The 24,550-nt window shown below is 72.1% G+C and carries 21 protein-coding genes and 1 riboswitch; of the genes, 6 read left to right on the top strand and 15 right to left on the bottom strand.

Going from position 1 to position 24,550, the window contains the following annotated elements:
* Positions 1–38 precede the first annotated feature (38 nt).
* A complete protein-coding gene (locus AC1DQF_RS03435; RefSeq protein WP_477523810.1) occupies positions 39–2,249 on the bottom strand; it encodes an NADP-dependent isocitrate dehydrogenase in 2,211 nt (736 codons plus the stop codon).
* A 194-nt stretch (positions 2,250–2,443) separates the two neighbouring features.
* Between AC1DQF_RS03435 and AC1DQF_RS03430 the strand changes: the two genes are divergently transcribed.
* Positions 2,444–3,523, top strand: coding sequence for an MIP/aquaporin family protein (locus tag AC1DQF_RS03430; RefSeq protein WP_477523809.1), 1,080 nt, complete (start codon positions 2,444–2,446; stop codon positions 3,521–3,523).
* A 3-nt stretch (positions 3,524–3,526) separates the two neighbouring features.
* Here the strand turns inward: AC1DQF_RS03430 and AC1DQF_RS03425 are convergent, their stop codons facing one another.
* Complete coding sequence (locus AC1DQF_RS03425) at positions 3,527–4,249, bottom strand: hypothetical protein (RefSeq protein ID WP_477523808.1); 723 nt, start codon at positions 4,247–4,249, stop codon at positions 3,527–3,529.
* Positions 4,250–4,355: 106 nt separating this feature from the next.
* Here AC1DQF_RS03425 and AC1DQF_RS03420 point away from each other — a divergent pair, with 106 nt between their 5' ends.
* Positions 4,356–5,342 carry a malate dehydrogenase gene (locus AC1DQF_RS03420; protein WP_477523807.1) on the top strand — a complete coding sequence of 329 codons (987 nt, stop codon included), beginning with the start codon at positions 4,356–4,358 and terminating at the stop codon, positions 5,340–5,342.
* A 67-nt stretch (positions 5,343–5,409) separates the two neighbouring features.
* Here AC1DQF_RS03420 and AC1DQF_RS03415 read toward each other — a convergent pair whose 3' ends face one another.
* The 5 genes from AC1DQF_RS03415 to AC1DQF_RS03395 form a co-directional block, all read right to left on the bottom strand.
* The gene (locus AC1DQF_RS03415) at positions 5,410–5,817 is read right to left on the bottom strand and encodes a DUF3017 domain-containing protein (protein WP_477523806.1); all 408 of its coding nucleotides are present in this window, start codon (positions 5,815–5,817) and stop codon (positions 5,410–5,412) included.
* Position 5,818: 1 nt separating this feature from the next.
* Entirely contained in the window at positions 5,819–6,667 is an 849-nt protein-coding gene (locus AC1DQF_RS03410) for a bifunctional methylenetetrahydrofolate dehydrogenase/methenyltetrahydrofolate cyclohydrolase (protein WP_477523805.1), read from the bottom strand.
* Between the two features lie 16 nt (positions 6,668–6,683).
* Positions 6,684–8,294 (bottom strand): bifunctional phosphoribosylaminoimidazolecarboxamide formyltransferase/IMP cyclohydrolase, encoded by a 1,611-nt coding sequence (gene purH, locus AC1DQF_RS03405; protein WP_477523804.1) that lies wholly within the window; start codon positions 8,292–8,294, stop codon positions 6,684–6,686.
* A gap of 27 nt (positions 8,295–8,321) precedes the next feature.
* Positions 8,322–8,400, bottom strand: a riboswitch (ZMP/ZTP riboswitch).
* A 22-nt stretch (positions 8,401–8,422) separates the two neighbouring features.
* Positions 8,423–9,028 carry a phosphoribosylglycinamide formyltransferase gene (gene purN / locus AC1DQF_RS03400; protein ID WP_477523803.1) on the bottom strand — a complete coding sequence of 202 codons (606 nt, stop codon included), beginning with the start codon at positions 9,026–9,028 and terminating at the stop codon, positions 8,423–8,425.
* On the bottom strand, positions 9,025–10,308 hold the full coding sequence (locus AC1DQF_RS03395; RefSeq protein ID WP_477523802.1) for a cell division protein PerM: 1,284 nt from the start codon (positions 10,306–10,308) through the stop codon (positions 9,025–9,027). Before AC1DQF_RS03395 ends, purN begins: the two co-directional genes overlap by 4 nt.
* A 93-nt stretch (positions 10,309–10,401) precedes the next feature.
* Between AC1DQF_RS03395 and AC1DQF_RS03390 the strand changes: the two genes are divergently transcribed.
* Both AC1DQF_RS03390 and AC1DQF_RS03385 read left to right on the top strand, forming a co-directional pair.
* Positions 10,402–12,294, top strand: a complete 1,893-nt coding sequence (locus AC1DQF_RS03390) for a SigE family RNA polymerase sigma factor (RefSeq protein ID WP_477523801.1) — start codon at positions 10,402–10,404, stop codon at positions 12,292–12,294.
* A 91-nt stretch (positions 12,295–12,385) separates the two neighbouring features.
* Positions 12,386–13,042, top strand: coding sequence for a hypothetical protein (locus tag AC1DQF_RS03385; protein ID WP_477523800.1), 657 nt, complete (start codon positions 12,386–12,388; stop codon positions 13,040–13,042).
* 72 nt (positions 13,043–13,114) lie between these two features.
* Here AC1DQF_RS03385 and sucD read toward each other — a convergent pair whose 3' ends face one another.
* Together sucD and sucC are read right to left on the bottom strand one after the other, a co-directional pair.
* Positions 13,115–13,996, bottom strand: a complete 882-nt coding sequence (gene sucD / locus AC1DQF_RS03380; RefSeq protein WP_477523799.1) for a succinate--CoA ligase subunit alpha — start codon at positions 13,994–13,996, stop codon at positions 13,115–13,117.
* Between the two features lie 20 nt (positions 13,997–14,016).
* Positions 14,017–15,183 carry an ADP-forming succinate--CoA ligase subunit beta gene (sucC, locus tag AC1DQF_RS03375; RefSeq protein WP_477523798.1) on the bottom strand — a complete coding sequence of 389 codons (1,167 nt, stop codon included), beginning with the start codon at positions 15,181–15,183 and terminating at the stop codon, positions 14,017–14,019.
* A gap of 126 nt (positions 15,184–15,309) precedes the next feature.
* On the opposite strand from sucC, the gene AC1DQF_RS03370 reads away from it, so the two are divergent.
* Together AC1DQF_RS03370 and AC1DQF_RS03365 are read left to right on the top strand one after the other, a co-directional pair.
* Positions 15,310–16,659: a cryptochrome/photolyase family protein gene (locus AC1DQF_RS03370; RefSeq protein ID WP_477523797.1), complete on the top strand. Its 1,350-nt coding sequence runs from the start codon at positions 15,310–15,312 to the stop codon at positions 16,657–16,659.
* Positions 16,660–16,872: 213 nt separating this feature from the next.
* On the top strand, positions 16,873–17,721 hold the full coding sequence (locus AC1DQF_RS03365) for a M23 family metallopeptidase (RefSeq protein WP_477523796.1): 849 nt from the start codon (positions 16,873–16,875) through the stop codon (positions 17,719–17,721).
* A 9-nt stretch (positions 17,722–17,730) separates the two neighbouring features.
* Here AC1DQF_RS03365 and pcrA read toward each other — a convergent pair whose 3' ends face one another.
* The 6 genes from pcrA to AC1DQF_RS03335 all read right to left on the bottom strand — a co-directional run bounded on the left by pcrA (position 17,731) and on the right by AC1DQF_RS03335 (position 24,514).
* The gene (pcrA, locus tag AC1DQF_RS03360) at positions 17,731–20,160 is read right to left on the bottom strand and encodes a DNA helicase PcrA (RefSeq protein WP_477523795.1); all 2,430 of its coding nucleotides are present in this window, start codon (positions 20,158–20,160) and stop codon (positions 17,731–17,733) included.
* Positions 20,161–20,229: 69 nt separating this feature from the next.
* A complete protein-coding gene (locus AC1DQF_RS03355) occupies positions 20,230–20,589 on the bottom strand; it encodes a hypothetical protein (protein WP_477523794.1) in 360 nt (119 codons plus the stop codon).
* Between the two features lie 25 nt (positions 20,590–20,614).
* Positions 20,615–21,070 (bottom strand): universal stress protein, encoded by a 456-nt coding sequence (locus tag AC1DQF_RS03350; RefSeq protein ID WP_477523793.1) that lies wholly within the window; start codon positions 21,068–21,070, stop codon positions 20,615–20,617.
* A 1-nt stretch (position 21,071) separates the two neighbouring features.
* Entirely contained in the window at positions 21,072–22,508 is a 1,437-nt protein-coding gene (locus tag AC1DQF_RS03345) for an APC family permease (protein ID WP_477523792.1), read from the bottom strand.
* 66 nt (positions 22,509–22,574) lie between these two features.
* Positions 22,575–23,243, bottom strand: a complete 669-nt coding sequence (locus tag AC1DQF_RS03340) for a LuxR C-terminal-related transcriptional regulator (RefSeq protein WP_477523791.1) — start codon at positions 23,241–23,243, stop codon at positions 22,575–22,577.
* Positions 23,240–24,514, bottom strand: a complete 1,275-nt coding sequence (locus tag AC1DQF_RS03335) for an ATP-binding protein (protein ID WP_477523790.1) — start codon at positions 24,512–24,514, stop codon at positions 23,240–23,242. The genes AC1DQF_RS03340 and AC1DQF_RS03335 overlap by 4 nt, the downstream gene beginning before the upstream one ends.
* Positions 24,515–24,550 lie beyond the last annotated feature (36 nt).

The following is a 24,550-nucleotide window of genomic DNA, read 5'->3' as shown; positions in this document are numbered from 1 at the left end:
GGCGGTCCGCCCGCAGGCACGCAGGGTGTCGTCGAGCATCAGAGCGTCGCGAGCGCCTCGTTGAGCGTGGCCGACGGACGCATGACCTTCTCGGCCAGCGCGTCGTCGGGCTCGTAGTAGCCACCGATGTCGGCCGGGTGCCCCTGCACGGCGAGCAGCTCGTCGACGATCTTCTGCTCGTTGTCGCGCAGCGTGGACGCGAGCGCGCCGAAGGCGGCCGCGAGGTCCGCGTCGTCGGTCTGCTTGGCGAGCTCCTCGGCCCAGTAGAGGCCGAGGTAGAAGTGCGAGCCGCGGTTGTCGATGGTGCCGAGCCGGCGACCGGGCGAGCGGTCCTCGTTGAGGAACGTCTCGGTGGCCCGGTCGAGGGTCTCGCCCAGGATCCTGGCCCGCGGGTTGTCGTCGTAGCCCGCGAGGTGCTCGAGGCTGGCGGCCAGCGCGAAGAACTCGCCCAGGCTGTCCCAGCGCAGGTAGTTCTCCTTGACCAGCTGCTGCACGTGCTTGGGCGCCGAGCCGCCGGCGCCGGTCTCGAAGAGGCCTCCACCGTTCATCAGCGGGACGACCGAGAGCATCTTGGCGCTGGTGCCGAGCTCGAGGATCGGGAACAGGTCGGTGTTGTAGTCGCGCAGCACGTTGCCGGTCACCGAGATGGTGTCCTCGCCCTTGCGGATCCGCTCCAGGCTGTACGCCGTCGCGTCCGCCGGCGCCATGATCTCGATGGTCAGGCCCTCGGTGTCGTGCTCGGGGAGGTAGGCCTTGACCTTGGCGATCAGGTTGGCGTCGTGGGCGCGGCCCTCGTCGAGCCAGAAGATCGCGGGCACGCCGGTGGCGCGGGCACGGGTGACGGCCAGCTTGACCCAGTCGCGGATCGGGTCGTCCTTGGTCTGGCAGGCGCGCCAGATGTCGCCCGGCTCGACGTCGTGCGACAGGAGCACGTCGCCGGCGGCGTTGCGGACCTCCACCGTGCCGGCCGCGGGGACCTCGAAGGTCTTGTCGTGCGAGCCGTACTCCTCGGCCGCCTTGGCCATGAGGCCGACGTTGGGCACCGAGCCCATGGTCGAGGGGTCGAAGGCGCCGTGGGCGCGGCAGTCGTCGAGGACGGTCTGGTAGACCGAGGCGTACGACGAGTCGGGGATCACCGCGAGGGTGTCCTGCTCGGCGCCGGCGGCGTTCCACATGTGGCCCGACGTGCGGATCATGGCCGGCATCGAGGCGTCCACGATGACGTCGGACGGCACGTGCAGGTTGGTGATGCCCTTGTCGGAGTCGACCATGGCCAGGTCGGGACCGTCGGCGATGCCCTGCTCGACGGCCTTGCGGATGGCCTCGCCGTCGGGGAGCTTGTCGGCGGCGGCCAGCAGGGCGCCGAGGCCGTCATTGGGGCTGATGCCCGCGGCGGTCAGCTGCTCGCCGTACTGCTCGAAGAGGGTGGGGAAGAACGCCTGCACGACGTGGCCGAAGATGATCGGGTCGGAGACCTTCATCATGGTGGCCTTGAGGTGCACCGAGAACAGCACGTCCTCGGCCTTGGCGCGGGCGACCTGCTCGGTGAGGAAGCGGCGCAGCGCGGCGACGTGCATGACGGTGCCGTCGACGACCTCGCCGGCCAGGACCGGGATCGACTCCTTGAGGACCGTCTCGGTGCCGTCGGCGGCGACGTGCACGACCGAGAGGGTGTCGTCGGCGTCGAGGACGACCGACTTCTCGTTGGAGCGGAAGTCGTCGGCGCCCATGGTGGCGACGTTGGTGCGGCTGTCGCTGCTCCAGGCGCCCATCGAGTGCGGGTGGGCCTTGGCGTAGTTCTTGACGCTCGCCGGGGCGCGACGATCCGAGTTGCCCTCGCGCAGGACGGGGTTGACCGCGGAGCCCTTGACCTTGTCGTACTTCGCGCGGGCGGCCTTCTCCTCGTCGGTCTGCGGGTTCTCCGGGTAGTCGGGGAGGTCGTAGCCCTTGCCCTGCAGCTCGGTGACCGCGGCCTTGAGCTGCGGGATGGAGGCGGAGATGTTGGGCAGCTTGATGATGTTGGCCTCGGGCTTCGTGGCCAGCTCGCCGAGCTCGGCAAGGGCGTCCTCGAGCCGCTGCTCGTCGGTCAGCCGCTCGGGGAACTGCGCGATGATGCGCCCGGCGAGGGAGATGTCGCGCGTCTCGACCTCGACGCCGGCCGTGCGCGCGTAGGCGGACACGATGGGCAGCAGGGAGTACGTCGCCAGCATGGGCGCTTCGTCGGTGTGGGTGTAGATGATCTTGGCCATGGTGCGACGGCTCCTGGTGTGGTCGACAGCGGTGATCGGGTTGATCGACTGGGTACGACGATCAGGCAAACTAACTTGACGTCAAGATACCTGACCGCGACATCCGCCCAACCCTCGCACCCACCGGGCGCGGATCGCTAGAGTGCTCGGTGTTCCCACGGGGGTGGGCACGTCTCTTCTCTGGAAGGCCTGGCATGACCGAGATCGTCGAGGATGCGCCCACCACGGCCCAGAAGTTCTCCGCCGAGATGCTGGGGACCTTCGTGCTCGTCTTCTTCGGCGTGGGGGCCGCGCTGATGAGTGGGGGCGACTACCTCACCACCGGGCTGACGTTCGGGCTCACCGTGGTCGTGATGGCCTACGCCGTGGGCCGTGTGTCCGGAGGCCACTTCAACCCCGCGATCACCGTCGGCGCCGCGTTCGGTGGCCGTCTCCCGTGGAGCGCCACCCCGATCTACGTCGGCGCGCAGCTTCTCGGTGGCCTGGTCGCCGGCGCGCTGCTCTTCGCCCTGATGCACGGCTTCGAGGGCTACACGGCGGAGGGCAACATCGGCGCCAACTCGTTCGGCGACCAGGGCAGCGGCTACGCCATGTGGGCGGCCTTCCTGCTGGAGATGCTGCTCACGCTCATCTTCTTGTACGTCGTCCTCGGGGTCACCGACGCCCGCAACGACTTCCAGGCCCTGATGGGCCCGCTGGCCATCGGCCTCTCGCTGGCGATGATCCACTTCGCCTCCATGGGCGCCACCGGCACCTCGGTCAACCCGGCCCGCTCGATCGGCGTGGCCGTCTTCGGCGGCACCGACGCGATCCTCCAGCTGTGGCTGTTCATCGTCGCGCCGCTGGTCGGCGCGATCATCGCGGGCCTCACCTACCCGCTGGTCTTCGGCCACGGCAGCGAGCCGGTCCCCGGCTCGGGCGTCTCCTTCGGCGGTGGCCGCAGGCAGCAGGGCCAGTACGCCCCGCCGAGCGGCTACGAGCAGCAGTGGAACCAGGGCCAGCAGGGGACGTACGCCGCGCCGAGCGGCTACGAGCAGCAGTGGAACCAGGGCCAGCAGGTTCCCCCCGCCCACCCCGGACAGCCCGGACAGGTGCCGCCTCCGCAGCAGTGGGGCCCTCCTGCCCCGCAGCAGCCGCCGCCCGGCCAGTGGGGCCAGCCGGCCCCCCAGCAGCCGCAGCCCGGCGTCCCGCCGCAGGGCCAGCCCCAGCAGTGGGGGCAGCCGCTGCCCGACGACGGCGAGGACGGCCGCACCCAGGTGCGTCGTCCCGACTGAGGCTCACCCGCTGGTGAAGTCCACCAGCGCGAGGTCCCCGTCCTCCCCCTCCAGGAGCACCGGCCCGATCCCGCGGGCGTAGAACGCCTCGCTGGTGACACCCGGCCGCAGCGGGGAGCTGTCCTCGACCTGCACCAGCGCGTCGAAGGCGTCGTACGGCGTGGTGCGCCGCTCGTCGATCGACAGCACCCGCCGGGCGTCCTCCGCGACCCCCGGAGCCTGCTCGGTCGCGAAGCCGTCGCCCACCCGGGGCGTCGCGGGCATGGCGAGGCCGGCCTCGGCGCCGGACACGCCGGCCTCCCAGACCCCCCGGTCACCGAGGTGCCAGACGTTGCCGTCCCGGTCCTGGGCGTACCACGCGGTCGATTCCTCCTCGACCCGCCCGCGGTCGCTGCGCGCCACGGTCTCCACGGCGGTTGCCTCGACACCGGCCGCCCGGGTGGTCCCGGACACCGTCACCTCGACCGTGCCGCCGTCCTGCGCCCGGTAGGTCCATCCGCTCCCGGGCGCCAGGGGGAACCACGGGTTGTCGACTCCGCTGACGAAGTCGGTCGGCTCGGGACTCGGCGTGGGGACGACGAGCCCGTCGATCCCTGAGGGCGGCGCGGTCCGCGGCTCCCCGAACCCGCACCCGGTCGCCAGGAGAGCGAGGGACAGCAGGGTGACGGGCAGCAGCCGCACGGCCGGGACACGGCGTCGCAGTGCTGGGGAGGGGCCACCGGGCATGGCGCCAGCATGCCCGACCGTGGGTCAGCCCCTTGGCCGCGGGGGGAGGCCGCGCTGCTAGCGTCAGCCGCGGAACCAGCCTTCGTCGCACATCACAGGAGTCGTCGTGAGCACCACACCCCTCAAGGTCGCCGTCACCGGCGCCGCCGGCCAGATCGGCTACAGCCTGCTCTTCCGTCTCGCCAGCGGGTCGCTGCTCGGCGACCGGCCGATCGAGCTGCGCCTGCTCGAGATCGAGCCGGCCCTCAAGACCCTCGAGGGCGTCGTGATGGAGCTCGACGACTGCGCCTTCCCGCACCTGGCGGGCATCGAGATCGGCCACGAGCCGGAGAAGGTCTTCGACGGCGTCAACCTCGCCCTGCTGGTCGGCGCCCGCCCGCGCGGCCCCGGCATGGAGCGCGGCGACCTGCTCGAGGCCAACGGCGCGATCTTCACCGCCCAGGGCAAGGCGCTCAACGCCGTCGCCGCGGACGACGTACGCATCGGTGTCACCGGCAACCCGGCCAACACCAACGCGCTGATCGCGATGACCAACGCGCCCGACATCCCGCAGGAGCGCTTCTCCGCGCTCACCCGCCTGGACCACAACCGGGCGATCTCGCAGCTCGCGGCCCGGACCGGCGCCCCCGTCACCGACATCCACAAGATGACGATCTGGGGCAACCACTCGGCCACCCAGTACCCCGACCTGTTCCACGCCGAGGTCGGCGGCCGCAACGCCGCCGAGGTCGTGGGCGACCAGGCCTGGATCGAGAACGACTTCATCCCCACCGTCGCCAAGCGCGGCGCCGCCATCATCGAGGCTCGTGGCTCGTCCTCGGCAGCCTCGGCCGCCTCGGCGACCGTGGACGCCGCCCGTGACTGGCTGCTCGGCTCCGCCCAGGACGACTGGGTCTCCATGGCGGTCGTCTCCGACGGCTCCTACGGCGTGCCCGAGGGCCTCATCTCCTCCTTCCCCGTCACCACCAGGGACGGCGACTGGGAGATCGTCCAGGGCCTCGAGATCGACGACTTCTCGCGCGGACGCATCGACGCCTCCACGGCCGAGCTGGCCGAGGAGCGCGACGCCGTCAAGGAGCTCGGGCTCATCTGATCCCGCCCCTCGAGCACCGGAGCCCCGGCCCCGCGGACCCACGTCCGCAGGGCCGGGGCTGCGTCGTTCAGACGCCCGGCTGGTCGGGGATCGAGCCGGCGAGGAAGATCAGCGCCGACCCGAGGACCGCGAGCACCAGCACGTCGAGCGCCTTGAAGCGTACGGCGAGCATCCCGGCGTCGCGGTTGGACAGCAGCAGCCGCACCAGGCCGCCGAGGAGCAGCGCCCCGCCGAAGACCCGGATCCCGGTGCGCCACTCCCCCGTGACGACGATGCCGACGGCGACGACGCAGGTCGCGAGGACGACGAGGTAGAAGGCGCCCCCGATCGTCGAGGGGTAGCGCCGCTCCTCCTCCGGGCCGGGCTCGGGCGCGACGCCGTCGACGAGCTCCTCCGCCGACACCGGGGGCACGCTCTCCGGCGGGGCGATGCGCGGCTCCCGCGGGTCGTCGGTGTCGTCGGTGTCGTCGGTCATCTCAGGCCTCGAGGGACTTCTCGGCCATGGAGACGATGTTGGTGAGCAGCATCGCCCGGGTCATCGGCCCGACGCCGCCCGGGTTGGGCGAGACCCACCCGGCGGTCTCCCACACGTCGTCGGCCACGTCGCCGGCGATCTTGCCGTCGACCCGCGAGACCCCCACGTCGAGGACCGCGGCACCCGGCTTGACCATGTCGGCGGTGATGATGCCGGGGACCCCGGCGGCGGCGACCACGATGTCGGCGTTGCGCACGTGGGCGGCCAGGTCGCGCGTGCCGGTGTGGCACAAGGTGGCGGTGGCGTTCTCCGAGCGGCGGGTGAGCAGCAGCCCCAGCGGGCGCCCGACCGTGAGGCCGCGTCCGACCACGACGACCTCGGCACCGGCGATCTCCACGCCGTGGCGGCGCAGCAGCTCGAGGCAGCCGACGGGCGTGCAGGGCAGCGGGCCGTCCTCGCCGAGCACGAGCCGGCCGAGGTTCTCGGGGTGGAGGCCGTCGACGTCCTTGCGGGGGTCGACGCGCGACAGCAGGCGGAACTCGTCGAGCCCGGTCGGCTGCTGGACGATGAAGCCGGTCACGGCCGGGTCGGCGTTGAGCCGGTCGATCACCTCCTCCACCTCCTCCTGGGTCGCGGAGGCGGGCAGGTCGTGGCGGAAGGAGGCGATGCCGACCTTGGCGCAGTCCTTGTGCTTGGCCCCGACGTACCACCGGCTGCCGGGGTCGTCGCCGACCATCACGGTGGCCAGGCCGGGGGTGACACCGCGCTCCTCGAGGGCCCTCACCCGCTCGGCCAGCTCGGCCATGATCGCGGTGAGGGTCGCCGTTCCGTCGAGCGTCTGTGCAGTCACGGGGTCATCCAATCAGTCAGTGGAAGAAGTGCCGGGCGCCGGTGAGGTACATCGTCACGCCGGCCTTCTCGGCCGCCTCGATGACCTCGTCGTCCCGGACCGAGCCGCCGGGCTGGACGATGGCCGTCACCCCGGCATCGATCAGCACCTGGGCGCCGTCGGCGAAGGGGAAGAACGCGTCGGAGGCCGCCACCGAGCCGGCAGCCCGGTCCCCGGCCCGCTCCACCGCGAGGCGGCAGGAGTCGACCCGGTTGACCTGGCCCATGCCGACGCCGACCGAGGCGCCGTCGCGGGCGAGGAGGATGGCGTTGGACTTGACCGAACGGCAGGCCCGCCAGGCGAAGGCGAGGTCGGCGAGGAGCTCGGCCGAGGCCGCCTCGCCGGTCGCCAGCGTCCACGAGGCCGGGTCGTCGCCCCCACCGTCGACGTCGGCGTCGATGACGTCGCGCTGCTGGAGCAGCAGGCCCCCCGAGATCGCGCGGAGGTCGCTGCCGCCGCGCGCCAGCGGGGCCGCCTCCAGGATGCGGATGTTCTTCTTGGCGCTGAGGACGTCGATCGCGCCGTCCTCGTAGCCCGGGGCCACCACGACCTCGGTGAAGATCCCGGCCACCTGCTCGGCCATCGCGACCGACACGGGCACGTTGGTGGCGATCACGCCACCGAAGGCCGAGACGGGGTCGCAGTCGTGGGCCCGGCGGTGCGCCTCGGCGACGTCCGCGCCGACGGCGATGCCGCACGGGTTGGCGTGCTTGATGATCGCCACGGCCGGTCGGTCGAAGTCGTAGGCCGCCCGGCGGGCCGCGTCCGCGTCGACGTAGTTGTTGTAGGACATCTCCTTGCCGTGGTGCTGGGTCGCCTGGGCGAGCCCGGGGCCCTCGGGGAGGAAGCCGTTGGCGTAGAGCGCGGCCGACTGGTGGGGGTTCTCGCCGTAGCGCAGCACCGCCTGCTGGTCCCACGTGGCGCCCATCCAGGCCGGGAAGCCCGACCCGGCCGAGCTGTCGGTGAGGACGTTGCCCATCCAGCTGGCCACGTGCACGTCGTACGTCGCGGTGTGGACGAAGGCCTCGGCGGCGAGCGCCTTCCGCTCGGCCAGGGTGAAGCCGCCGGCGCCGACGGCTCGCAGGACGTCGTCGTAGCGCTCCGGCGAGGTGACGATGGCGACGCTGGGGTGGTTCTTGGCGGCGGCGCGGACCATCGAGGGCCCACCGATGTCGATCTGCTCGACGCACTCGTCGGGCGAGGCGCCCGACATGACGGTCTCGGTGAAGGGGTACAGGTTGGAGACGACGAGGTCGAACGGCTCGACCTCGAGCTCGGCGAGCTGCCGGACGTGGGACTCGAGGCGGCGGTCGGCCAGGATGCCGGCGTGCACACGCGGGTGCAGCGTCTTCACGCGGCCGTCCAGGCACTCGGGAAAGCCGGTGAGGTCGTCGACCCGGGTGACGGGCAGACCGAGGCCGGCGATCAGGGCGGCGGAGCCGCCGGTGGAGACGAGCTCGACCCCGGCGTCGTGGAGTCCCCGCACCAGGGCGTCGAGGCCGGTCTTGTCGTAGACCGAGACGAGGGCACGGCGCACCGGGACCTGGTCGCCGACGATCGAGGGGGCGGACGCGGAGAGATCGGACACGGGAGACTCCTGAGGTCGAGCGGTGGAGCCGAGCACCCAGGCGGTCGATGCTCTGCGCTGTTCACTCCCCGGTGGTCGCCCACCTGCGCCAGTCGTGTGTGGCCTCAGACTAGTGGAACCCGCGCGGGTCAGCCGAGTCGCACCCGACGGCCGTCGAGCTCCCACCCGTCGCGCGCCATCCGTCCGACGCTGTCGACCAGCATGGTCCGCTCGGCGACCTTGATCCGCTCGTGGAGCGTGGCGGTGGTGTCCTCGTCGAGGACCGGCACCACGGTCTGGGCGATGATCGGGCCGGTGTCGACCCCGTCGTCGACGACGAACAGGGTGGCGCCGGTGACCTTGACGCCGTACTCCAGCGCGTCGGCGGGCCCGGTCGTCCCGGGGAACGCGGGGCACAGCGCCGGGTGGGTGTTGACGACCCGGCCGGGGAAGCGGGCGAGGAACTCGGTGCCCACGAGCTTCATGAAGCCGGCCAGCACCACGACGTCGGGCTCGAACGCGGCGACGGTGTCGGCGAGGGCCCGGTCCCAGTGGTCGCGCGAGGAGAAGTGGCCGAGCTTCTTCACGAAGGTCGGGATGCCCGCCCGGTCGGCGCGGGCCAGCCCCTCGATGTCGTCGCGGTCGGCGCCGACCGCCACGATCCTGGCGCCGTACGACGCGTCGGTRCACGCGTCCACGAGGGCCTGGAGGTTGGTGCCGGAGCCGGAGACGAGGACGACGAGGCGGGCGGTCACCCGGCGGAGTCTAGATCGCCCTCCCGGGCGGCGTGGCGTCGCTGCCACCACGTCATGGCCAGCCCGCCGACGAGCCCACCGAGGCCGAAGGCGGTGATGGCGTGGACGAGCACGTCGGGGACGAACGGGCCGACGTACCGCATCCGGCCGGGACCGGCCGCTCCCCCGGCCACCGAGGCGAGGGCGGCGAAGGCCACGCCCGCGGCCATGCCTCCTCCGCAGCCCCGCAACGCACCGTGGTCCCAGCGCAGCGTGGGACGGCGTCGCTGCCACCAGGCCACCGCCAGGGCGGCGACGACCGGCGGGAGCGCGACGAGGGAGGCCACCCATCCCGCGGTCGTGCCGGCGCCCGGGAGCGCCGCCAGCATCGGGAGCAGGGGCAGCGGACCGAGCACGACCAGGCCCGGCGAGACCATCGTGCCGCCGCCCACCGCGAAGCCGGGGCCGAGAATGAAGGAGCCGGAGAACAGCACGGCGTTGGGGGCCAGGCCGACGTTGACGAGGGAGTAGACGATCGCGTCGCCGGCCGAGAGGTGCAGCTGCGACATCATCGTGGCCGCCTCGCCCGCCCCGAGGAGGAGCGCGGCGACGAAGGCGAGGGCGGAGGCCGCGAGGAACCAGCCGAGCACGGACAGGGCGGCGCCGACGCCGTCGCGCACGACCGCCGGCGCGAGGGCGGCCCAGATCGCCGCGCGGCCCGAGCCGATCGCGATCGCCGGGGCCGCGACCAGCACGCTCAGCAGCAGGCTCCACCACACGACGCGCGCCGTGGAGGGGGCGGCATCGACCGAGCCCGCCACGGAGGCGACCACCACGGCCACGACGGCGTACCCGACGAAGAAGAGGCCGACGGCGGTGGGGACGGTGAAGTCGCGCTCCCCGTCGGAGATGCGGTCGGCGTCCGGACCGTGCCCGGACACGGCGTCCCCGACGCGGTGACCGAGGCGCCACACGGCCCACGCGGACATCGCGGTCACGCCCAGCGGCACGACACCCACGGGTGCGCCCTGGACGGTCACGCCGGAGCCGTGACCCATCAGCCAGGCCATCGCACCGATCCGCATCCCCGCACTGGGGGTGCCGTGGGCGCCGGCGTCGGCGGTGAACCAGCCGATGATGCCGATCGCGGCCAGCACGAGCAGGGGCGCGAGCGCGGCCGCCACGCCGCCGAGGGAGGCCACCAGGGCCAGCGGCCGCTCGTGCCGCGCACCGCCGGGACGCGGCGTCGTGCGGGCGGTGGCACCGGGGCCCGAGGCGCGGGGCGGGAGCAGAGAGGTCATGGCCCGGCCATCATCACCCGGGCCCGGACGACGTCCGCGGAGGCCACGCCGGGTGTGCGTGATCGCCCTCCCCTCCCGTACCGTGGAGCGGCCATGAGGAGCCCTGATGCGTTCGACGCCTTCTACGCCGGCTCGCGCGACCGTCTCCTGCTCGAGACCTACGCGCTGACCGGTGACGTGCCGGCTGCGCGCACGGCGGTCCGCGACGCCTTCGCCGTCGCCTGGCAGCACTGGCGCACGGTGAGCCGCCTGGAGGACCAGGAGGGCTACGTCCGGCCGCTGGCCCACGGCCGCGCACAGCGGCGGCACACCGCCCGCCCGTGGCACCGCGAGAAGGGCCTCGACGACGACGTCCGGGCCACCCTCGAGGCCCTGTCCCGGCTGAGCACCCTGGAGCGCAAGGCGCTGGTGCTCACCACCCTGTCGCCGCTCCCCCTGGACGAGATCGCCCGGACCCTCGGCGTCCCGCGCCGCGAGGCCGAGCGGGCGCTGCAGAGCGGCACCTCGCAGTTCTCCGTGGCCCGCGAGGTGCCCAGCACCCACGTGCGCCACCTCCTCGAGGAGCTGCGCGGCCCGCTGGACGGCGAGCGCTGGCCACGGGCCACCATCGTCCGCCGTCAGGGCACCACACGCCGTCGCACCCACACCGTGGTCGGGGCCGGCGTCGCGGTCGCCGCCCTGCTGGTCTCCGGCACGGTCGTCGCGTCCGGCGGGGCCGAGCCGAGCACCCTGGAGCGCGAGACCAGCACGCCGTCGGGGGTGTCCACCACCGCCGTCGAGGACCCCGCCGCCGCCCCGGCCCTCGACGAGTCCGCGCTGCTCGGCGACGACCAGCTCGGCCGCTACGGCCGCCGGCTCTCGTGGACCKAGCAGTCCACCTCGACCAACCTCGACGGCGACGGGCTCGTCGTGCCGTGCCAGCGCGAGCGGTTCGCCGACCCGATGGGCGTGGGCGCCCTGGTGCGCACCTTCGAGGGCGCCGAACGCGTCGTACGCACCTCGAAGACCACGGGCAAGGCCCGCCGAACCCAGAAGCGGCGGGTCCGGCAGGTGCAGTCCACCGTCACGGAGTTCGTGGAGCTGTCGGCCGACAGCCGGCGCGCCACGGCGGCCTGGAACACCGCCCTGCGCTGGTACGCCGAGTGCCAGGACCCGCGCACGCAGCTCCTGGCGACGCACCGGGTCGCCCGCGTCGGCGACGAGGCCGTCGTGCTCTCGCTGCGCAGCTGGGCCGAGCAGCCCGGCGGCATCAGCGTCGCGCTGGCCCGCAGCGGACAGGCGCTGGTGACCACGGTCGTGGAGTCCCGCGGCACCGCCCCGGACGCCCGCACGGCCGCCACCGGACTCGCCGCGTCGGTCAACGCGCTGTGCGGCACCCCCGGCACCGGGCTGTGCGCCGGTCCCCCGCGGACCGCCGCCGTCTCGCCGTACCCCGTGGGTCGACCCGCCGGGATGCTGGCCGCCGTCGACCTCCCGCCGGTCACCCGTGCGGTGGGGCCCTGGGTCGGCACCGACCCCGAGAAGGCCCGGACCAACTTCGCGTCCACCCGGTGCGACAACACCCGCTTCGACGCCAAGGGCCTCAAGCACAACCTCACCCGCACGTTCCTCTTCCCGGCCAACCGCAACGTCGACACCTTCGGCCTCACCCAGACGGTCGCGACCATGGGCGAGAAGAAGGCCGCCCAGTTCGTCGACGAGGTCCGCGACCGGATCCGCCGGTGCGGTCAGGCCAACCTCGGCACCAGCGTCGACGCCCTCGTCCAGCGCTCGCGCGGCGACGAGGAGATCACCGTCTGGGACCTCGAGATCGAGATCTCCGACTCCCGCTCGGTGGAGTTCCTGATGGCGATCATGCGGGACGGAAAGGCCGTCTCCCAGCTCGGCTTCACCCCCGACGACGGGATGGCCATGACGCGCGCCGACTTCACCGCCGTGRCCGACCGGGCCCTCGACCGGCTCAGCGACCTGCCCAGCGCCGACTGAGAGCGGGGCCGACGGAGAGGGCCGACCGGGGCAACTCCACGGCTCCCGCCCGCGTCTACCCCTCGACACGTCCGTCGACGAGGGGGTACCCATGCCCAGCACCGTGGCCCAGGTCGCAGCCGGTCTGGCGATGGTGGCGCTCGCGGCCGGGGCGTGCGGGTCCCGCGCCGGGACCCCCGACGCCGACCCCGTGCGGCCGCTCGGGGACCCGGTCCCGGCTCCGACGATCCCGGCCGACTTCCCCCTGGACCTCGACCTGCCCGAGGCCGACGGCGACCACACCGTCACCCCTCCCTCCCCCGAGGCCGACGGCGTCGGCGAGGTCGAGGTGTGCGGCTCGACCGTCTGGCCGGCCGGGGCCGCCGTGGCGCGGCTCGCGACCAACGCCCACGGCCCCGAGCACGTGGACGCCCGCGAGCTGGTGGTGCTGCCCGACGCCGACGTCGCCTCCACCGTGCTGCCGCAGGTCAGGGGCGTGGTCCAGGCGTGCACCGACGCCCCCGCCCACCAGGTGTGGACCGTGCACGACGTCGACACCGGCCACGACTCGGTGACCTTCAGCCTCACCTGGGACGACGGCCCCGGGGCGTCGGTCTTCCAGCTCACCCGGGTGGGCAGCGGACTGCTCCTCACCCACGTGTACGGCGAGGGGATGCTCGACACCCTCGGGCCGACGCTGCGGGACCGGACCGCCCTGACCCGCGCCGTCGCCCCGGCGATGTGCGCGTTCACCGCCGACGGCTGCTGAGCGGCGTACCTGCCGCACCACGACGACGAACGGCCCGCCGGATCACCGGCGGGCCGTTCGAGGTGGATCGACTCAGAGAGCCTGCAGGATCTCCCGCATGAGCGCGGCGGTCTCGGACGGCGTCTTGCCGACCTTGACCCCGGCGGCCTCGAGGGCCTCCTTCTTGGCCTGCGCGGTGCCGGACGAGCCGGACACGATCGCGCCGGCGTGGCCCATCGTCTTGCCCTCGGGGGCGGTGAAGCCCGCGACGTAGCCGACGACCGGCTTGGTGACGTGGTCCTTGATGTAGGCCGCGGCCCGCTCCTCGGCGTCGCCACCGATCTCGCCGATCATCACGATCGCCTTGGTGTCGGGGTCGTTCTCGAACGCCTCGAGGGCGTCGATGTGGGTCGTGCCCACGATCGGGTCGCCACCGATCCCGATGGCGGTCGAGAAACCGAAGTCCTTGAGCTCGAACATCATCTGGTAGGTCAGGGTGCCCGACTTGGACACGAGACCGACCGGGCCCTTGCCCGCGATGGTGTGCGGCGTGATGCCGGCCAGCGACTCGCCGGGCGTGATGATGCCCGGGCAGTTGGGACCGATCATCCGGGTGGACTTGCCCTGCAGGTAGGACCACACCTCGGCGGTGTCCTGGACGGGCACGCCCTCGGTGATGACCACGAGCAGGCCGATGCCGGCGTCGATGGCCTCGATGCAGGCGTCCTTGGTGAAGGCCGGCGGCACGAAGACGACGCTGACGTCGGCACCGGTCTCGGCCATCGCCTCCTTGACGTTGCCGAAGACCGGCAGGTCCTTGCCGCCGAGCTCGACGGTGGTGCCGGCCTTGCGGGCGTTGACACCTCCGACGATCTGGGAGCCGGCGTCGAGCATGAGGGTGGTGTGCTTGGAGCCCATGCCACCGGTCATGCCCTGGACGATGATCTTGCTGTCCTTGTTCAGGTAGATCGACATTGCTTCTCTTTCTCCGTCTCTCAGGCCTGGTGGGCGAGCTCGGCGGCCTTGTCGGCCGCGCCGTCCATCGTGTCGACCATGGTGACCAGCGGGTGGTCGAGCTCGTTGAGGATGCGGCGGCCCTCCTCGACGTTGTTGCCGTCGAGGCGCACGACGAGCGGCTTGGTCGCCTCGTCGCCGAGGATCTCCAGCGCGCCCTTGATGCCGTTGGCGACCTCGTCGCAGGCGGTGATGCCGCCGAAGACGTTCACGAACACGCTCTTGACCTGCGCGTCGTGGATGATCACGTCGAGACCGTCCGCCATCACCTGGGCGTTGGCGCCGCCACCGATGTCGAGGAAGTTGGCGGGCTTGACCCCGCCGTGCGCCTCGCCGGCGTAGGCGACCACGTCGAGGGTGGACATGACCAGGCCCGCGCCGTTGCCGATGATGCCGACCTCGCCGTCGAGCTTGACGTAGTTGAGGCCCTTGTCCTTGGCCTTCGCCTCGAGCGGGTCGGCCTCCTCGCGGATCTCGAAGGCCTTGTGGTCCTCGTGGCGGAACTCGGCGTTCTCGTCGAGCGAGACCTTGCCGTCGAGCGCCTCGAGCTTGTCACCGGCGAGGCGGGCGAGGGGGTTGACCTCGACCAGCGTCGCGTCCTCCTCGACGAAGACGTTCCAGAGCTGCTGGATCATCGTCACGGCCTGCTCGAAGACGGGCTCGGGGAACGCCGCCTCGGTCGCGATCTCGCGGGCCTTGGCCTCGTCGACGCCGGTGCCCGGGTCGATGGCGATCTGCTTGACGGCGTCGGGGTTGGTCTTGGCGACCTCCTCGATCTCCACACCGCCCTCGACGCTCGCGATGCACAGGTAGGACCGGTTGGAGCGGTCGAGCAGGAAGGAGAAGTAGTACTCCTCCTCGATCGACGCACCGGGGACCACGAGCACCCGGTTGACCGGGAGCCCCTTGATCTCGAGCGCGAGGATCGCGCGGGCGGCCTCCTCGGCCTCCTCCGGCGACTTGGCCACCTTGACGCCGCCGGCCTTGCCGCGACCTCCGGCCTTGACCTGCGCCTTGACGACGACAACGCCACCGATCTCCTCCGCGGCCGCGCGAGCGTCCTCGGAGGTCTCGACGGTCTTGCCGAGCGCTCCGGCGACTCCGTGCTTGGCGAAGAGCTCCTTCGCCTGGTACTCCATCAAGTCCACGACGTACCCGTTCCTTCTCGTCTGCGTATGAGTCGGGATTTCCTCTCGGCACCCTAGACCTGTCAGGCGGGTCACATCGAGGTCGGGCGTCGTGGCCCTGCTCACTCCGCGGATACGTTGGACGACATGTCTTCGGTCATGTGGTTCCGACGCGACTTGCGGGTCCGCGACCAGCCGGCCCTGCGGGCAGCGCTCACCGACGGCCCCGCCACGGCGCTCTTCGTGGTCGATCCCCGGTTGTGGGAGCGGGCCGGGGACCCGCGGCGGGCCTGGCTGGCCGGCACGTTGCGGGCCCTCGACGAACGCCTCGGCGGCCGCCTGGTGGTCCGGTACGGCGACCCCGTCGAGGTCGTGCCGAAGGTGGCCCGCGAGGTGGAGGCCACCACCGTGCACGTGTCGGCCGAGACGACGCCGTACGGGCGGCGCCGCGACGCGGCGGTCGACGATGCCCTGGGCGACGTGACCCTCCAGCCCACCGGGTCGCCGTACGCCGTGGGGCCGGGGCGGGTCCTCAACGGCTCGGGCGGGCCCTACCAGGTGTTCACGCCCTTCGCGAAGGCCTGGCGCGCCCACGGCTGGGTCGAGCCGGCCCCCACGCCGCGCGACCCGGACCTGGTCGCCCTCGACTCCGACGAGCGGGCCACCCGGCTGCTCGAGAACGCGGCCGGCACCGGCCCGGAGGGCATGCCGACGCCGGGCGAGGACGCCGCGTGGCGCCGGTGGCGCCACTTCCGCGACGAGCTGCTGACCGACTACGACACCGATCGGGACCGGCCCGGCGTGGACGGGACCTCCCGCCTGTCCCCCTACCTCCACCTCGGCGTCGTCCACCCGCGCTCCCTGCTCGCCGACATCGCGGACCTGCGCGGTCGCGGGGCGCAGACCTTCGAGACCGAGATCGCGTGGCGCGAGTTCTACGCCGACGTGCTGTGGCACCACCCGGGGTCGTCGTGGGCCGACCTCAAGCCGGCCCTGTCGGGCATGCAGTACGACGAGCCGCAGGACGCGATCGAGGCCTGGCGGACCGGGACGACCGGCTTCCCGATCGTCGACGCCGGGATGCGGCAGCTCCTGCACGAGGGCTGGATGCACAACCGGGTGCGGATGATCACCGCCAGCTTCCTCACCAAGGACCTGCACGTGTGGTGGCCCGTCGGCGCGCGTCACTTCCTCGACCACCTCGTCGACGGCGACGTCGCCTCCAACAACCACGGCTGGCAGTGGGTGGCGGGCACGGGCACCGACGCGTCGCCGTACTTCCGCGTCTTCAACCCGATCACCCAGGGCACCAAGTTCGATCCCGACGGCGACTACGTGCGTCGGTGGGTCCCCGAGCTCGACCACCTGCCCGGCGCGCTCGCGCACGAGCCGTGGAAGTCCGACGTGGGCTACGAGAAGGACTACCCGCTGCGGATCGTCGACCACGCCGAGGAGCGCAAGGACGCCCTCGACCGGTACGCCGCGGTGCGCGGCTGACGGTCGGCCGGCACCCACGGACGTGATCCACCCCACACGGGAGTGGTCCGAACGGGCCATCTATCGTGAACCGCTGCGACCACCCGGAACCTCGTCCACAATCGAGTACGACGGAGATTTCGAGGGTCGTGACCCTTCCGTTACAGTCTGGGGTCGGTTCGCCCGAGGGCGATCGACCCCCTCCCCCCGGCACCGGCAGATTGAGGACGACCCATGGGCAACCACCGAGCGCAGCGCGGCGACCGCCGCAGCACCTCGGCAGCACCCGTCGTCGACAAGCCCGTCGCCGGACGACGCAGGGCCACCGCCCCCGCCCGTCGCAGCCCCTTCCTCCGCGTCCTCCCCTCGGCGCCGATCCTCCTCGGCGTCACCGCCCTCGCCGTCTCGGCCGGCGGAGCCCTCACCGCCGCCGACGCCGACCTCGCCGGCCAGGTCACCTCCAGCTCCAGCTCGCTGGCCACCGCCGGCACCGCGGGCATCGGCCAGGTCGCCCCCATCACCGGCCGCGACGCCGTCGTCTCGCGTGACTCTCGCCGCGACGCGCAGGCCGACGCGGCCAACCAGGAGCTCATCGAGGCCGCCGAGGCGCAGGCCAAGGAGCAGCACGCCGCTCTCCAGCAGTATGCGCAGGCCGCCGAGAAGCAGTCGGCCAAGATCAAGGAGAACCAGTGGGGTCTCCCGCTGGACAGCTACCACCTGACCGCCACGTTCGGCGCGTCCAGCTACCTGTGGTCCAGCGTGCACACGGGCCTCGACTTCTCCGCGCCCTCGGGCACTCCGATCCACGCGATCGCCAACGGCGTCGTGACCGAGACCGGCTACGACGGCTCCTACGGCAACAAGACCGTCCTCACCCTCGAGGACGGCACCGAGCTGTGGTTCTGCCACCAGACGTCGTTCCTGGTCTCCGTCGGTGACACGGTCCGCGGTGGCGAGGTCATCGGCACCGTGGGTGCGACGGGCAACGTCACCGGCCCGCACCTGCACCTCGAGGTCCGTCCCGGCGCCGGCGACCCGGTCGACCCCTTCACCGCGCTCCTCGAGCACGGCGTCACGCCGTAGCCGTCTCGGCTACAGCTTCTCGACCGGCGCGTATCGCAGCAGCAGGCGCTTGACGCCCTCGGACCCGAAGTCGATCGAGGCCACCGACTTGTCGCCGGCTCCCTCGAGCGTGACCACCGTGCCCAGCCCGAACGAGTCGTGCAGCACCCGGTCCCCGGGCTCCAGCGACGGGATCTCGCGCGCCGGCTTGGCCTTGGACATGGCGTCCGCGCGAGCCGCCGCGGAGGAGAAGTTGCGTCGGCCGGCCGCCGTGGGCGCACCGAGCCGGGCCGGTGAGTTGGCGGCGAGGTCGGGACGTCCCCAGCGGGTCTGCGCCTGCGCAGTGCGTCGCCAGTCGACGAGGTCGACCGGGAGCTCGTCGAGGAACCGGCTCGCCGGGTTGTGCGCGGGGGCGCCCCAGGCGGAGCGCACCATCGCACGCGAGACGTAGAGCCGCTCGCGCGCCCGGGTGACGCCCACGTAGGCCAGTCGCCGCTCCTCCTCCAGCTCGGGCTGGTCGCCCAGGGAGCGCTGGTGCGGGAAGACGCCGTCCTCGAGGCCGCTGAGGAAGACGACCGGGAACTCCAGCCCCTTGGCGGTGTGCAGGGTCATCAGCGTGACCACCCCGACGTCCTCGCCGTCGGGTGCGTCGGGGATCTGGTCGGCGTCGGCCACCAGGGCGACGCGCTCGAGGAAGTCGCCGAGCCCGACCGCGATGGTCCCGGCCTCGATGTCGGCGGGGTCGGCGCTGGGACCGGGCTGGGGGTCGTCGGAGAACTCCCGGGCCACGGCGACGAGCTCGGCGAGGTTCTCCACGCGGGTGGCGTCCTGCGGGTCGTCGCTGGCCTCGAGCTCGGCCAGGTAGCCCGAGCGCTCGAGCACGGACTCGAGCACCACGTCGGGCCGCTCCCCCGCGTCGACCATCGACTGCAGCTCCTGCACGATGGCGACGAAGCCCTGGATGTTCTTCAGGCTGCGGGTGGCGAGGCCGGGGGCCTGGTCGGCTCGGACCAGCGCGTCCCAGAAGGTGATCCGCTCGCGCTCGGCGAGGGCCTGCACGCACGCCTCGGCGCGCTCCCCGATGCCCCGCTTGGGGGTGTTGAGGACCCGTCGCACGGAGATCTGGTCGGCGGTGTTGACCAGCATGCGCAGGTAGGCGAGCGCGTCACGGACCTCACGCCGCTCGTAGAAGCGCACTCCGCCGACGACCTTGTAGGGCTGGCCGGTGCGGATGAACACCTCCTCGAAGACACGCGACTGGGCGTTGGTGCGATAGAAGATCGCCACGTCGGAGGGCTTGAGCCCGTCGTCGACGAGCCGGTCGACCTCCTCGCTGACGAAGCGGGCCTCGTCGTGCTCGTCGTCGGCGACGTAGCCCACGATCCGCTCGCCGTCGCCCGCCTCGGACCACAGCCGCTTGTCCTTGCGGCTCGCGTTGTTGGAGATCACCGAGTTGGCGGCGGTGAGGATGGTCTGGGTGGAGCGGTAGTTCTGCTCGAGCAGGATCGACACCGCGTCGGGGAAGTCCTGCTCGAAGTCCATGATGTTGCGGATGTTGGCGCCGCGGAACGCGTAGATGGACTGGTCGGCGTCGCCCACCACCATCAGCTCGCTGGGCTCGTCCCCCGGCCCGTCGCCACGCTCGAGGTCGTGGCCGCAGAGCTGGTGGATGAGGGCGTACTGCGCGTGGTTGGTGTCCTGGTACTCGTCGACGAGCACGTGGCGGAACCGGCGGCGGTAGTTCTGGCGGATGTCGGGGAAGGACTGGAACAGGTGCACCGTCAACATGATCAGGTCGTCGAAGTCGAGCGCGTTGGCCTCGCGCAGGCGCCGCTGATAGGCGGTGTACGCCGCGGCGTAGGCCTCCTCGAAGCCGTTGCGGGCGTCCTTGGTGGCCTCCTCCGGGTCGCGCAGCTCGTTCTTGTGGTTGCTCACCCAGTGCAGCACCGCACCCGGCTGGTGGCGCTTGGGGTCGAGCTCGAGGTCCTTGAGCACCAGGGTCATCAGCCGCTTGGAGTCGGCGGCGTCGTAGATGGAGAAGTTGGACTTGAAGCCCAGTCCGCCGGTGTTGAGCGCGGTGATCTCCTTGCGCAGGATCCGCACGCAGGCGGAGTGGAACGTGCTGACCCACATGATCCGGGCGCGCTTGCCGACGAGGTCCTCGACGCGCTCCTTCATCTCCGCGGCGGCCTTGTTGGTGAAGGTGATGGCCAGGATCGAGCCGGGGTGCGCCTTGCGCTCGGAGATGAGCCAGGCGATGCGCCGGGTGAGCACCCGGGTCTTGCCCGAGCCGGCTCCGGCGACCACCAGCAGGGGTGCCCCGGCGTGCATGACCGCCGCCGCCTGGGGCTCGTTGAGCCCGGCCAGCAGCTCGTCGCGGGAGGGGCCGCGGGGGGTGCTGCGCGGCTCCTCGGCGGGCGGGGCGGACTCGAAGCCGGGCAGCGGGAAGGGGATGCTCATCTCGGTCCCAACCCTACGTCCCGGAGGGGACAACGCCGGCCCCAGGAGCCGGCCGGCCGGCGATCTGCGTCAGGCCGCGTGGGCAGGCGCCCAGAAGATGGCCACCGCGATGTTGGCCACCGTCAGGAGCAGCAGCCCGGCCCACAGCCCCTGGGGGATGGTGGGCTTGCGCGCGTTGGCCATGACGAGCACGAGGAGCACCAGGGCGACGGCGAACTTCACCGCGATCTTCGCGTGGTCGACCGTGGTGTCACCGGACTCGAGGACCCCCACGAGGAGGAGGCCGGTCAGGAACGCGGTGCCGATGCCGTCACGCATGGCGGCGTTGACCGTCTTGTCGGCGTCACGCGCCTGGACCACGAGGCCGCCGAAGAGCGCGGCGAACCCGAGGACGTGCAGCAGCAGCAGGACCAGTCGGAGGGTCTCCATGGCGGCACCCTAGCGGCGGGGGCGCTCAGGCCTTGCGCGGCTTGCGGGGCTGGGGACGTACGACGAGCACCGGGCAGGGTGCGTAGTGCTGCACCCGCTGCGCCGTGCTGCCCACGAGCACGCTGTCGCTGAGGCCCCGGCCACCGGCGGCCACGACGACGAGACCGGCGCCGTACTGCGTGGCGGCCTTGATGATCTCGTTGGCCGCCGACCCGCTGCGGATCCGCTTGTGGACCGTGGGGCCCCAGCCGTCGAAGACGGCGGCGATGGTGTCGACGGCACTTTGGGCCGCGTCGCGGAACGAGCCCGCCGCCGGCCACGTGCCCTCCGAGAGGTCGTCGGCGAAGGCGACTGAGGCGAGTGGCCGGATGACCGCGACCACCGAGACGTCGGTGACCTTGGCCGGGTCGGCGAACGACTTGAGGTGCTTGGCAGCGGCCAGCGACTGCCTGGAGCCGTCCGTGGCGACGACGACGTGCATGTCAGACCTCCTTCTCGAGCGGCGCGGTGGTGGTCGCGGTGCCCTTGCTGCCGAAGAGCTTCTCCGCGACGTAGAGCACGACACCCACCGCGAGGAGGCCGGCACACCAGAACAACGACTGCGGGTCGTCGTAGATCGCGTAGTAGAGGATGGCCAGGTTGCCGAGCAGCCCCAGGACGAGCAGGGGCGTGTTGGCCCGGAACGCCCGCTCGTCCTCGTCCTGTCCGCGCAGCTTGAGGCAGGCGACGATCACCAGCGCGTAGATGGCGAGCAGGAAGACCACGGTCACGAGCGCCAGCCGGTTGACCAGGTCGATGCCACCACCGGCCGCGGTCACGGCGTAGCCGGTGACCAGCAGGGCGCCTACAACGAGACCGCTGAACAGCAGGCCGACCCACGGGCTGCGGCGGGTCGGGTGGATCTTGGCGAAGACGCCCGGCACGACGTCCTCGCGAGCCATGCCGTAGAGGATGCGCGGCTGCGTGACCAGGGTGACCAGGGTGGTGTTGGTGATCGCGACCAGGGCGATGATGGTGAAGACGGTCGTCATGGCGTCGGTGGAGAACGGCAGGATGCCCTGCTTGACCACCTCGAGCAGCGCGGCTGGGGACTCGGCCAGGGTGTCGACGGGGACCGTCAGCGCCGCGGCCATGGACACCAGCACGTAGACGATGCCGGCGACGACCATCCCGCCGATGAGGGACCGCGGGAACGCCTTGTAGGGGTCGATGGTCTCCTCGGCGACGTTGGCGGTGTTCTCGAAGCCCGTCATGGCGAAGAACGAGAACGCCACACCGGCGAGCACCGCGAGCGCCGGGTTGCCCGAGACGCTGATGTCGCCGAGGATCCCGAAGTCCGCTTTGCCCTGGGCCACGTAGTAGATGGCGATGCCGATGACGATGATCAGGCCGCTCAGCTCCACGAACGTCATCAGCATGTTCATCACCACCGACTCGGTGATGCCGATGTAGTTGACCAGCACCAGGGCTGCGACGAACACCAGCGACACCAGCAACGCGGGCGGACCACCCCACAGCTCAGCGAAGTACGACGCGAACCCGGTCGCGAGCGACCCGGTGGCGGCGAAGCTCGCGGAGAGGAACGAGACGGTGACCAGGAACGTGAGCGCCTTGTTGTTGAAGGCCTTCTGGACGTAGAGGGAGGAGCCCGCGGCCTGCGGGTACTTGGTGACCAGCTCGGCGTAGGCGGCACCGGTGATTGCGGCGACGGCGACGCCAACCGCGAAGGCGATCCAGAACGCTCCGCCGACCGCTGCGGCGACCAGGCCGATCAGGACATAGATGCCCGACCCGAGGACGTCCCCGAGCGTGTAGAAGAAGAGTTGCGCCCCGGTGATGGACCTCTTCAGGCCGTTGTCGTCATCGTTGTCGGTGGATCGCGTGCTGGTGACGGTGGAGTCGGCCACGAGGGCCCTCACTTCCCGAGTGGAGGGTGGAATGGCCTGACCCCACCGGACTCAGGTGCGGGTTGTCAATCGGGTCGGTCACAGGAGCCGGCGGTCCGACGCCCACCTGGTGAGCTCGTGACGGCTCGAGAGCTGGAGCTTGCGCAGCGTCGACGACATGTGGGTCTCGACGGTCTTGACCGAGATGAACAGCTCCCTGGCCACCTCCTTGTAGGCGTAGCCCCGCGCGATGAGGCGCATCACCTCGCGCTCGCGCTCGGTGAGCCGGTCGAGGTCCTCGTCGACCGCCGCAACGTCGATGGAACCGGCGAATGCATCGAGGACGAACCCCGCCAGACGGGGGGAGAAGACGGCGTCGCCGTCGGCCACGCGGGCGATCGCGTCGACCAGCTCGGGGCCGGTGATGGTCTTGGTGACGTAGCCGCGGGCTCCCCCGCGGATCGTGCCGATGACGTCCTCGGCGGCGTCGCTCACCGACAGCGCCAGGTAGCGCGCCTGGGGCGACGGGGCCTGGCGCATGACCTCCACGCCCCCACCCCCAGGGAGGTGCACGTCGAGCAGCACGACCAGCGGCTGCAGCTCGCGGATCGCGGCCACCGCCTCGGGGACGTCGGCGGCCTCGGCCACGACCTCGACCTCCCCCGCGCCGGCCGCCGCCAGCTCGGCGCGGACCCCCGCCCGGAACATCGCGTGGTCGTCGACGATCACGACGCGCACCGGGCGGACGGGACGGGCGGACTCGGTCATGACTCTCCTCGAGCTGGTGGGTTCGTGCGCAGGGGCATGTGCAGGCGGACCTCGGTGCCGGAACCGGGCGACGTACGGACCTCGGCACGACCGCCGTGGCGCGACATCCGGTCCATGATGCTGTTGCGGACGCCGTGCCGGTCGGACGCCACGGCGTCGAGGTCGAAGCCGGCGCCGCGGTCGCGGACGAACACCTCCACCGCGTCGTCGGTGACCTCGGCGTAGACGTCGACGCGGGCGACCCCCGCGTGCTTGGCGGCGTTGACGACGGCCTCGCGGGTGGCGTTGGCGACAGTGCGCACCGCCTCGGAGTCGGCACAGTCGCCGACGGTGACGACGTCGACCACCACCGGGTGCGTCTCCTCGACCGACGCCGCGAGGTCGCGCAGGGCCCCGGACAGGGTCGCGTCGTCGGCGGACTCCCCCTCGAAGAGCCAGGTGCGCAGGTCGCGCTCCTGGGCGCGGGCGAGGCGGGCGACCATGGTCGCGTCGCCGGAGTTCTTCTGGATCAGGGCCAGCGTCTGGAGCACCGAGTCGTGGAGGTGCGCCGCCATGTCGGCACGCTCCTGGGTGCGGATCCGCTCGGCGCGCTCGGCGCCGAGGTCGTTGACCAGGCGCAGCACCCAGGGACCGACCACCAGCGCGAGCCCCAGGATGCCGAGCAGCCCGGCCACCACGACCGGCCCGGCGAAGCGGACCGAGCCGGTGGTGACGCCGAAGACGACGAGGGCCACCACGACGAGGCCGAGGCCCGTCGCGACGCGGGCGTACGCCGCCCAGCCGCCGTTGCCGAAGACGGCACGGAAGGGGTCGATGCGACCCGACGAGTCGAGCCACCGCTCCCGCTGCGCCTCGTCGGCCTGGCGCCACAGCAGGGCGATGCCGGCCACGCCGAGGACCACCGGCCAGAAGAGCACGCCCTGGCCGAACACCGCCTCGAAGGCGAGCACGCCGCCGAAGAGCAGGGCACCGATGGCGATCGCCGGTCCCGCGCTGGCCAGGCGGCCGATGCGGCGCGGACGCCGCCCGCCGCGGCGGGCGCTCGCCAGTCCGGGTGCCTCGTCGGGGAAGGCGGTGTCGGCGGGCAGGAACACCCACAGCGCGGCGTACAGCAGGATGCCGAGGCCGTCGATGAGGGCGAGCACCACGAAGGCGATCCGCACCCACAGCACGTGGGCGCCGAGGTGGCGCGCCAGCCCGGCCGCGACACCGCCCGCGACGGGGGCGGACGTGTCGCGGTAGGCACGGCGTACGGGCGGTTGCAGGCTCATCGTGACACCATCGTCGCAGGCCAGGGCGATCCTTCC

Source organism: Nocardioides sp. P4_G4 (assembly GCF_056401085.1).
This window is presented reverse-complemented; position numbering and strand designations above follow the sequence as displayed.

Bases quoted from the DNA above. Each gene is read 5' to 3' on its own strand.
- AC1DQF_RS03435 (WP_477523810.1), bottom strand. From the start codon at position 2,249: ATGGCCAAGATCATCTACACCCACACCGACGAAGCGCCCATGCTGGCG.
- AC1DQF_RS03430 (WP_477523809.1), top strand. From the start codon at position 2,444: ATGACCGAGATCGTCGAGGATGCGCCCACCACGGCCCAGAAGTTCTCC.
- AC1DQF_RS03425 (WP_477523808.1), bottom strand. From the start codon at position 4,249: ATGCCCGGTGGCCCCTCCCCAGCACTGCGACGCCGTGTCCCGGCCGTG.
- AC1DQF_RS03415 (WP_477523806.1), bottom strand. From the start codon at position 5,817: ATGACCGACGACACCGACGACACCGACGACCCGCGGGAGCCGCGCATC.
- AC1DQF_RS03395 (WP_477523802.1), bottom strand. From the start codon at position 10,308: ATGACCTCTCTGCTCCCGCCCCGCGCCTCGGGCCCCGGTGCCACCGCC.
- AC1DQF_RS03385 (WP_477523800.1), top strand. From the start codon at position 12,386: ATGCCCAGCACCGTGGCCCAGGTCGCAGCCGGTCTGGCGATGGTGGCG.
- sucD (WP_477523799.1), bottom strand. From the start codon at position 13,996: ATGTCGATCTACCTGAACAAGGACAGCAAGATCATCGTCCAGGGCATG.
- AC1DQF_RS03370 (WP_477523797.1), top strand. From the start codon at position 15,310: ATGTCTTCGGTCATGTGGTTCCGACGCGACTTGCGGGTCCGCGACCAG.
- AC1DQF_RS03365 (WP_477523796.1), top strand. From the start codon at position 16,873: ATGGGCAACCACCGAGCGCAGCGCGGCGACCGCCGCAGCACCTCGGCA.
- pcrA (WP_477523795.1), bottom strand. From the start codon at position 20,160: ATGAGCATCCCCTTCCCGCTGCCCGGCTTCGAGTCCGCCCCGCCCGCC.
- AC1DQF_RS03355 (WP_477523794.1), bottom strand. From the start codon at position 20,589: ATGGAGACCCTCCGACTGGTCCTGCTGCTGCTGCACGTCCTCGGGTTC.
- AC1DQF_RS03350 (WP_477523793.1), bottom strand. From the start codon at position 21,070: ATGCACGTCGTCGTCGCCACGGACGGCTCCAGGCAGTCGCTGGCCGCT.
- AC1DQF_RS03340 (WP_477523791.1), bottom strand. From the start codon at position 23,243: ATGACCGAGTCCGCCCGTCCCGTCCGCCCGGTGCGCGTCGTGATCGTC.
- AC1DQF_RS03335 (WP_477523790.1), bottom strand. From the start codon at position 24,514: ATGAGCCTGCAACCGCCCGTACGCCGTGCCTACCGCGACACGTCCGCC.